8 protein-coding genes are annotated in these 8,728 nt (G+C 57.9%); 7 read left to right on the forward strand and 1 reads right to left on the reverse strand.

The genetic code is table 11. From position 1 onward, the window contains the following. The first annotated feature begins 21 nt into the window (after nt 1-21). The 4 genes from HQL63_09145 (at nt 22) to HQL63_09160 (ending at nt 3,304) form a co-directional block, all read left to right on the forward strand. Nucleotides 22-306: a hypothetical protein gene (locus HQL63_09145; protein MBF0176998.1), complete on the forward strand. Its 285-nt coding sequence runs from the start codon at nt 22-24 to the stop codon at nt 304-306. A gap of 34 nt (nt 307-340) precedes the next feature. Then, nucleotides 341-655 (forward strand): (2Fe-2S) ferredoxin domain-containing protein, encoded by a 315-nt coding sequence (locus tag HQL63_09150; protein MBF0176999.1) that lies wholly within the window; start codon nt 341-343, stop codon nt 653-655. Nucleotides 656-874: 219 nt separating this feature from the next. Then, nucleotides 875-2,662, forward strand: coding sequence for a phosphoenolpyruvate carboxykinase (GTP) (locus HQL63_09155; GenBank protein MBF0177000.1), 1,788 nt, complete (start codon nt 875-877; stop codon nt 2,660-2,662). A gap of 453 nt (nt 2,663-3,115) precedes the next feature. Next, nucleotides 3,116-3,304 carry a hypothetical protein gene (locus tag HQL63_09160; protein ID MBF0177001.1) on the forward strand — a complete coding sequence of 63 codons (189 nt, stop codon included), beginning with the start codon at nt 3,116-3,118 and terminating at the stop codon, nt 3,302-3,304. A 167-nt stretch (nt 3,305-3,471) separates the two neighbouring features. Here the strand turns inward: HQL63_09160 and HQL63_09165 are convergent, their stop codons facing one another. After that, nucleotides 3,472-3,936 (reverse strand): C_GCAxxG_C_C family protein, encoded by a 465-nt coding sequence (locus HQL63_09165; protein MBF0177002.1) that lies wholly within the window; start codon nt 3,934-3,936, stop codon nt 3,472-3,474. Between the two features lie 375 nt (nt 3,937-4,311). Here HQL63_09165 and gatB point away from each other — a divergent pair, with 375 nt between their 5' ends. From gatB to HQL63_09180, 3 genes are all read left to right on the forward strand, one after another. Continuing rightward, nucleotides 4,312-5,757, forward strand: a complete 1,446-nt coding sequence (gatB, locus tag HQL63_09170; protein MBF0177003.1) for an Asp-tRNA(Asn)/Glu-tRNA(Gln) amidotransferase subunit GatB — start codon at nt 4,312-4,314, stop codon at nt 5,755-5,757. Continuing rightward, on the forward strand, nt 5,754-8,162 hold the full coding sequence (locus HQL63_09175) for a hypothetical protein (GenBank protein MBF0177004.1): 2,409 nt from the start codon (nt 5,754-5,756) through the stop codon (nt 8,160-8,162). The genes gatB and HQL63_09175 overlap by 4 nt, the downstream gene beginning before the upstream one ends. Nucleotides 8,163-8,278: 116 nt before the next feature. Next, nucleotides 8,279-8,605: a hypothetical protein gene (locus HQL63_09180; GenBank protein ID MBF0177005.1), complete on the forward strand. Its 327-nt coding sequence runs from the start codon at nt 8,279-8,281 to the stop codon at nt 8,603-8,605. The last annotated feature ends 123 nt before the right edge of the window (nt 8,606-8,728 follow it).

Raw genomic sequence — 8,728 nt, forward strand, 5'->3', positions numbered from 1 at the left:
CCCTGACGGAGAAACCAAAACATGGAAATTCATTTCATGCCCCAGCCAGCTCCAGAAGCAAAACAGTCGCCAGGCAGCGGCGCTGCCACGGATTTTGTCGCCCTCAACGATGCCCGGGCGCGGGTTGTCCGGGATCCGGTCTCCATCTCCACAACAGGAACGTTACGCTCGTTGCAATACCTGGAGAAAGAGATCCAGGCCAGTCTGTCGCGACTTTTCATGGAGGAGGTATTCGGCAGCAAATCCCAACACATTTCCACCTCGGATCTGGTAACTCAGGATGAAGGGGAGTCACCCGAATTCTGACAACTTTTTCCCATCGAACGGGCCCCATACATACATGAATATGCCAGAATCGACGACTCGGCAGGGAGTCATGTTGCTGGTCTGTGTCAAAGAGCGCATCTCCCCCACCAACCCATCCTGTGGCAAGCGGGGAGGAACAGCCCTGGCTGAGGCTTTCGCAGATGAACTCGCCCAGCGTCACCTGCCCGTCAAAGTCAAACGGATCCTCTGCCTGGGCGAGTGCGCCAAAGGCCCCAATGTCCGTATCGCCCCGGGTGGAAAAACATTTCACGCAGTGCGTATTGAGAATGTGCCGGAAATCCTGCAAGAATTGGAAAGATTTTTTGGATCTTTGCATGACTCCGCATAGCCACACCCCATCCGCCCACCTGTGTCCGACATTTCTTCCTTGACAAAACATCGCCTGCATGAGATATGTGAGAAGTTTGTGCCTGTGTTTTCATGTTTAGTAGAAAATTAGGAATATCTGATATTTGGAATCCGCGCCGCGCACTGACGTATGTCTCATGTCGACCAGCTGAAAATTTTCAAATCATCCAACGATTTCGTTCCAGGAAAGGTACTCATGATGACGAAAAACGCCAAATTGCTCGCCTGGGTTGAAGAGATTCGCGCCATGTGCCAGCCTGACAACGTGGCCTGGTGCGATGGAACCAAGGCTGAATATGATCATATGATGAAGTTGCTGCTGGACGCAGGCTTGGCCACCAAACTGGACGAATCCAAACGTCCCAACAGCTACCATTTCCGCTCTGACCCCTCCGACGTGGCACGGGTCGAGGACCGCACCTACATCGCCAGCCGGAAAAAGGAAGATGCCGGACCCACCAACAACTGGATCGACCCGGAAGAGCTGAAGAAGACCATGCGCGGCCTGTACAACGGCTGCATGCGTGGACGTACCATGTATGTCATTCCCTTCTCCATGGGGCCTGTCGGGTCGCCGATCGCCAAGATTGGCATCGAGATCACAGATAGCCCATACGTAGTGGCCAACATGCACATCATGACCCGGGTTGGCACCAAAGTCATGGATGCCCTTGGCGACAACGGCGAGTTCATTCCTTGCCTGCACTCGGTAGGCAAGCCCCTGGCCAAGGGGGAAAAAGACAATGGCAAATGGCCCTGCGCCCCCATCGAAAAGAAATACATCGCCCACTTCCCGGAGGAACGCCTGATCTGGTCGTATGGTTCCGGCTACGGCGGCAACGCCCTGCTGGGAAAAAAGTGTCTGGCTCTGCGCATTGCCTCGGCCCAGGCCCGGGATGAAGGGTGGATGGCCGAACACATGCTGATCCTGCGCCTGACCAATCCTGAAGGTCGGCGTTTCCACGTTGCCGCCGCTTTCCCCAGCGCCTGTGGCAAAACCAACCTGGCCATGTTGCAACCCACCATCCCGGGTTGGAAGGTCGAGTGCGTCGGTGACGACATCGCCTGGATGAAAATCCGCAACGATGGCCGTCTCTACGCCATCAATCCCGAAGCGGGTTTCTTCGGTGTCGCCCCCGGCACCAGCAAAAACTCCAACCCCATGGCCATGGAATCCATCCGGGGCAACGCCATTTTCACCAACTGCGTCCTGACGGACGACAACGATGTCTGGTGGGAAGGGATGGAGACCGAATGCAAACATGGCATCGACTGGAAAGGACGCGACTGGACTCCGGCCTCCAAAGAGGTTGGCGCCCATGCCAATGCCCGCTTCACCGCCCCGGCCCACCAGTGTCCAACCATCTGCCCTGACTGGGAAAATCCGGAGGGGGTGCCCATCGATATCTTTATCTTCGGTGGTCGCCGCACCCGGGTCATGCCGTTGGTCCATCAAGCCATGAGCTGGGACCATGGCGTGTTCATGGGCGCTACCGCCGCTTCCGAACCCACCGCCGCCGCCCTGGATGTCAAATCCGCCTTGCGGCGTGACCCCATGGCCATGCTGCCCTTCTGTGGTTACAACGTCGGCGACTACTGGCAGCATTGGTTCAACATGGGGGACCGGCTCGGCGCCAAGGCTCCGGCCATTTTCTACATCAACTGGTTCCGGAAAAACGATGCCGGCAAGTGGCTCTGGCCCGGCTTTGGTGACAATGCCCGTGTCCTCAAGTGGATGTGTGAGCGGGTCGAGGGCAAGCGTGGCGCCGTGGAGACCCCGATTGGTCTCATGCCCAAGCCCGAGGATCTGGATATGACCGGGCTCGACATATCCAAAGAAAATCTGGCCGAACTCCTGAAGGTCGATGCCGCTTCTTTCCGATCGGAGCTGGACGACCTGGACAGCTATATGGCCAAGGTGGGTAATCGCCTGCCCGAGCGCATGCGCAAACAGATCGCTGACTACAAAAAACGCCTCGGCGCCTGATTCAGAGTGCTTCACAATCCTGAGGTTTTGCAGGGGGCGGGTTCGCCCCCTTTTTTTTGTGTCTGTTCAATACCCATCAAAAACAATTGGTAACTATTCAGTACCCCCTTAAGAAAAGCCTGGATATGAAAGCCTTTGTCAGGGCTTCGCCCCGAACCCCACCAGGACGCTGTCCTGGACCTGCCAGGGAGCCAGCCCCCTGGACCCCGTTTCGTTGCCGGGTGGAGAATCGTTACAACGATTGAAAGATTGGAAATCACCTACTGTTTGGAGTGTCCTGCCATGAAGTCAAAATTTGCCGCCATGGGGCTTTTTGGATCCATGTTGCTGAGCAGCCCGGCATGGGCCAGCTCGACGGAAGATATCATGTGGATCGGACAGTGCATGAAAGGTCATACAGACTCCAGGATAACACCGGAGATCGTCAGCCAATATTGCTCCTGTGCCGACGACATGAAGTGGATCGCCCAGTGCATCAAAGACAACGCCAGCGCCAAGGAGTCCCCCGAGGTCATCAAAAAATATTGCACCTGCATGAACGACAGCATGGACTACAGCGAAACCCTGACCATCACCCAATGGGAGAAATTACACCCCAAGGAACAAGCTGAGTGCAACAGGCAGGCCGGTTGGAACAGATGATCTCCGGAAAGAGTTGAGAAGCGAGAACGATTCAGAACCCGGCAACAAGTCGGGGTCCGGCGGGCTGGCTCCCCGGCAAGACCTCGGACAATGTTCTGATGGGGTTCGGCGCAAAGCCCTGACAAAGGCCTTCACGCGCAAGCTTTTCTTGACAGGGTGCTGAATCGTTACGCTTTGCTTTCCAGGATCGTCCTGGCCAGAATTTCCGCGCCCTGAGCGGTCAAACGGCGGCACATGCGCTTGCCAATGTTGCGAATCGGGCCAAACTTATCGAGCAAATCCTGGCAACGCAAAGCCCCGGCTTCGGCCAAAAGGCGCTCCTGAAAACGGGCCGTCAGGTTGCGAGTCGATTTCTCCTTGTCCTGGGGGGTTGTTTTCCCCACCAACAACCCGGCGGCCATGGCACCGCCCGTGTAAACACCGCAAGTGGCATTGCGATTGCCCATGCCACCACAGAAACCACTGGCCAAGGGCACCAGATTGCGGGCCCGGTCCGGCTCCTCGCCCAAGGACTCCACCACAGCCAAAAAGACGGCCTCCGAGCAGCAGAGCCCCCCCTCATACAGGGCATCGGCCCGCTGCCGGATTGCCATCACCAACAGTTCCTGCTCCTGCTGGTTTACAACAGCCATAGGAAAAATCTCCCGCGCCCATCGTGGTTCATGAAGTCATCTTTCGACTCGCAGCATCCAGAGCATTGCACATCATGGGCAACCATTCTACCCTTCCCACACAGGGTCGGCCATCCAGCGGCACCCGGTCAACGATTTTTGCACATAATGCAGAATCTGTAATTTGTAACTATTCACCACCCTTGCAGGAAAAGCCAGGACATGAAAGCCTTTGTCAGGGCTTCGCCCCGAACCCCACCAGGACTCCGTCCTGGACCTGCCAGGGAGCCAGCCCCCTGGACCCCGATTCGTGGCCGGGTGATGAATAGTTACTGTAATTTTTCGGCACCCGGCAACAAACCGGGGTCCAGGGGACAGAAAAACTGGTGAACGGATATGCCTGCACACCCCGGATATGAGGTCGTCATCGGCCTGGAAGTCCATGCCCAAATGCGTACCCAATCCAAAATATTTTGTGGTTGTTCCACCCGCTTCGGGGCGGAACCCAATACCCAGATCTGCCCTGTCTGCGCCGCCTTCCCCGGGGTACTGCCGGTGTTGAACCAGGATGCGGTCAACATGGCCATTCGCACCGGCCTGGCCATCTCCGGAACCATCAACCTGCACAGCGAATTTTCCCGCAAGAACTATTTTTATCCGGACCTGCCAGCCGGCTTTCAAATCACCCAATACGAGTTGCCCATCGTCAGCAAAGGGGTTCTGCACATCCCAACGGACGGGGGAGAAGAAAGGAGCATCGGCATCACCCGCATCCACATGGAGGTGGATGCGGGAAAAAATCTGCACGAGGGGATCGCCGGGGCGTCCTGGGTGGACCTGAACCGGACAGGGGTTCCCTTGATGGAGATCGTCTCGGAGCCGGATTTGCGTTCGGCGGCAGAGGCGGGAGAATATTTAAAAAAATTGCGCAGCATCGTTCGTTACCTGGACGTGTGCGACGGCAACATGGAGGAGGGATCGTTCCGTTGTGATGCCAACGTCTCGGTACGCCCCCGTGGCCAGCAGGTGTTCGGCACCCGCTGCGAGTTGAAAAATCTCAACTCGATCCGCAACGTGATGCGAGCCATCGACCACGAGGCCGAGCGTCACATCGACGTGTTGGAAACCGGGGGACAGATCGTGCAGGAGACGCGCCTGTGGGATGCCGAAAAAGAGGTCACCCGCTCCATGCGCGGCAAGGAAGAAGCCCATGATTATCGCTACTTTCCCGAGCCGGATCTCCCCCCCCTGACCATCACGCCGGAGCGCATTGCCATCCAGGCTGCCGCACTCCCCGAACTTCCCGACGCCCGCCGGGACCGTTTCCAGACTCGGTACGGGCTCTCGTCCTACGACGCCGAAGTGTTGACTGCATCCCGCGACGTGGCAAACTTTTTTGAGGAGGTGGTTGGTACGACCAACAACCCTAAAACCGCTGCCAACTGGGTATCGGTCGAACTTCTGGGGCTGCTCAACAAGGAAGGCAAGGAGATCACCGCTTCACCCGTCACAGCCCAGGCCTTGGGGCAATTGATCGGGCTGGTGGGCCAGGGGACGCTTTCCGGCAAAATGGCCAAGCAGGTGTTCACATCCATGTTCGCGACCGGCGATCCGGCGGAAAAAATCATTGCCGCACAGGGGTTGCAGCAGGTCAGCGACTCCGGAACCCTCGAAGCCCTCGTCGAGCGGGTGTTGACCGGCAATCCGCAGGAGGTCGCGCAATATCGGGCCGGCAAGACCAAACTTTTGGGATTCTTTGTCGGACAGATCATGAAAGAGACCCAGGGACAGGCCAACCCGGCCATGGTCAACAAACTGCTCAAGGACAAACTGGCCGAATGACCCGTCGAGCTGCGCTCCTGCTGGCCATCCTTGCCTTTCTGGCGGGCGGTGTGGCGGTCGTACTTCCCCGGATCGTGGATCCCGATCAGTTTCGTCCCTTCATTTCCCGCACCCTTGAGCTGATCCTGGGTTACCCTGTCTCCCTTGCCGAAGTCAAATTTGCCCCGGCGGAAGGGTTGCGACTGGAGCTGCGGGCGCTGGAGATCAAATCCTCCGATCCCGCCGACCCGCCCCTGCTGCGGGTGGAACACACCTATCTGGGACTGGACTGGAGCTTTTTGTTGACCTCTGAAATCAAGGTCACCTCCATAACGCTCGTAGAACCCCAATTCAACCTTGTCCAACATCGGGATCGTGCCCTCCTGCGCCGGGCCGAAGAGGGCGCCCATCAACGCAACGCCAACATGACACGGACCCTGGGCCTGAGCCTGACAAACCTCTCCCTGAAAGAAATTGTCGTGCGGGATGGTCTCCTCCATATCCGCAACCAGGACCATCCGGAAGGGCATGATTGGATCGTGGATCAGATCCAAATCCAGATCAATAATCTCTCTCCACACAAAGCATCCGCGATCAACGGGTCGGCACTGGTGCAGTCCATCCCTTTCACAGGGCATGGTCAGATCGGGCCTTTGCCAGAATCCTTCAATCCCTTGGATATGCCGTTGTTGTTGAGCGTAGAGGCCAAATCCAGCCGTCCGGATCACCTGAGCGCGTTTTTATCCAAGTTTCACCACAACGCCCGGGCAGACCGGGGTTATTTTTCCACCCTGATCCATGGCAAACTGGCCAGCGGCATGCGGACCAATACCGCGTTGGAACTCTTCCATCTGGAACTCTCACCTTCCGGCAAAGAAAATCTTCCTGCCCGCAAAAAGAGTGGGCTTCAGATCCTGCCAACCCTCGCGCAAAAAGCCCCTTCCCCACCGGAGCAGCGGAACGACTCTCCATTGGACGCCCGGAAGGAGTCCCCCCTGACAACCAAACGGGAAGAGTCTGCCGCTGCCATAGACCTCTCCATTCGGCAAAAGTCCATCATCGTGGTCAACAACACGATCCCTCAGGCCACCCTGCAAGAGTTTTTCGTTTTCCTGGATGAGTCACCCTTGCTGGAACTCAAGGGAGTGGCCCGCTACGATGGGGGGTTTGATCTCAATCTGGACCTGAGCACCATGAGGCCGCTGGCATGGGAAGATATACCTGGCACTCTCCCCCCGGAGGTCACAGTGCCGAAGTCCACACCCCTCTCGCTCTCTTTGCAGCCTCTGGCGTTGGAGAAGGCTCCCTCCCCTCCATCCTCCCCCCTTGTGGCCCAGGGCTCCCTGGAGGGAAATGTGCACATTCAGGGCCTCTGGCCATCGGCCATCACCGTCACGGGCGAGCTGGACCTGACGGCAACCGACCTCCTCTGGCGCAACTTCGTGCACAAACCCGCCGGCTTGCCTCTGCTTCTCAACCTCAATCTGAGTCGGCAAAAAGCCAATCTCTCCACAACAGAAACAACGGTGCAGGGCAAGGAACAAAACCTTCTCAGCGTGCAGGGACACATTTTGCCCGAACCAGATCTCGCTCTGATCGGCACCTGGGAGATGCGGGATCTTTTGGCGCTCATGCCCGACCTGCACCAATGGTCCGGGGATGGTCTGGTGGCCATGGATCTGCGACTGACCCATCCTGCGGAGTCTGGATGGCAGCTCCAGGGATCCCTCTACGGGGGGGAGAGCCGTCTGGGACCGCTGACCATGGAGTCCTTCACTGTCCCGATCCATTTGACTCCGGCAGCCTGGACGGCGACCGACATGCGCCTGGGCGTGGCCCATGGCAACCTGGATGGTCAGGTTTTTGTTTCGCCTTGGGAACCAAATCCTCTCTTTTATGCCCAATGGGAAATGTCCGGCGTCTCCCTGGAACGTCTTCTCAGCCCCGCGCCACAAGAGCGGCTTTCCTTCATCGATCGGCTGGAGGAGGCCAAGGCCGCCGATACCCTCCAGCTTGAGGGGCTCCTTTTTGGACATGCGGATGTCTGGGGCCGTCTCGACAAGCAGTTATTGCCCGTGGAATCCTGGGGCCAGGCCAATCTGCGCCTGGAACCAGGGCGACTGGTCGGCCTGGATGGTGCAGTGCTTTCCCACGACCTGGTTGACGGTCAAAATCTGTTTCAGGAGGACAAATCCCTCTACTGGAAAAACGCCTCGGCTTCCCTCTCCTTCGCCAACGGGCAAATCCGTCTGAGCAACGTACATCTCGCCACCGAGGGCATGACCTTGTCGGGTGAAGGCTTCCTGGACGCGCAAGGCAATCAAACCCACAACATCACCCTGTCGGCCCGATGGCTCCATAACGGCCAGCCAAATTCCGGTGTGATCACGGGAGGTGGCCGCAAATGGATCTTTCGGCGACAATGACCATTCAGTACCCTCTCAAGAAAAGCCTGGACATGAAAACCTTTGTCAGGGCTTCGCCTCGAACCCCACCAGGACTCCATCCCGGATCTGTCCGATCGCCAACCCCCCAGGCCCCGATTCATTCGGCGCTCATCCTGACTGTCTTGCTCGCTGCTGGCATGAGCATCGCCCCTGCCCCGGTCCGTGCCAACCCCGTGTTGTATCCCCCCATCGATGGCCGCAGCTCCACGCAACGGGCCGAGGATATGATCATCGATGGCCTGATCTGCCGCCCCCTGGGTCTGGCCGCCTCGGTGCTGGGGGTCGCCATCTATACCGTCACCCTGCCATTCAGCCTGGCCGGGGGCAATTCCACCCAGGCCGCCCATGAACTGGTGGTCAAACCCTTTCGCTTCACCTTTACCCGACCACTGGGGGGACCGGAATGCAGGGACGGTCCGTGACATGGGTTTTTTGCCATAACACGCATGCAATACGCATAAACATGCATGCAATGCGCACATGAACACCATGCAATACGCCCCACACTGGGCGCTGAAAAGCGCGCCCAGTGTGGGGCCATGGCC

The sequence above is a fragment of the Magnetococcales bacterium genome (genome assembly GCA_015231175.1).
GTDB lineage: Bacteria > Pseudomonadota > Magnetococcia > Magnetococcales > DC0425bin3 > HA3dbin3.

Coding starts and splice junctions, on each gene's coding strand:
- HQL63_09145 (MBF0176998.1), top strand. CDS start 22: ATGGAAATTCATTTCATGCCCCAGCCAGCTCCAGAAGCAAAACAGTCG.
- HQL63_09150 (MBF0176999.1), top strand. CDS start 341: ATGAATATGCCAGAATCGACGACTCGGCAGGGAGTCATGTTGCTGGTC.
- HQL63_09155 (MBF0177000.1), top strand. CDS start 875: ATGACGAAAAACGCCAAATTGCTCGCCTGGGTTGAAGAGATTCGCGCC.
- HQL63_09160 (MBF0177001.1), top strand. CDS start 3,116: ATGAAGTGGATCGCCCAGTGCATCAAAGACAACGCCAGCGCCAAGGAG.
- HQL63_09165 (MBF0177002.1), bottom strand. CDS start 3,936: ATGGCTGTTGTAAACCAGCAGGAGCAGGAACTGTTGGTGATGGCAATC.
- gatB (MBF0177003.1), top strand. CDS start 4,312: ATGCCTGCACACCCCGGATATGAGGTCGTCATCGGCCTGGAAGTCCAT.
- HQL63_09175 (MBF0177004.1), top strand. CDS start 5,754: ATGACCCGTCGAGCTGCGCTCCTGCTGGCCATCCTTGCCTTTCTGGCG.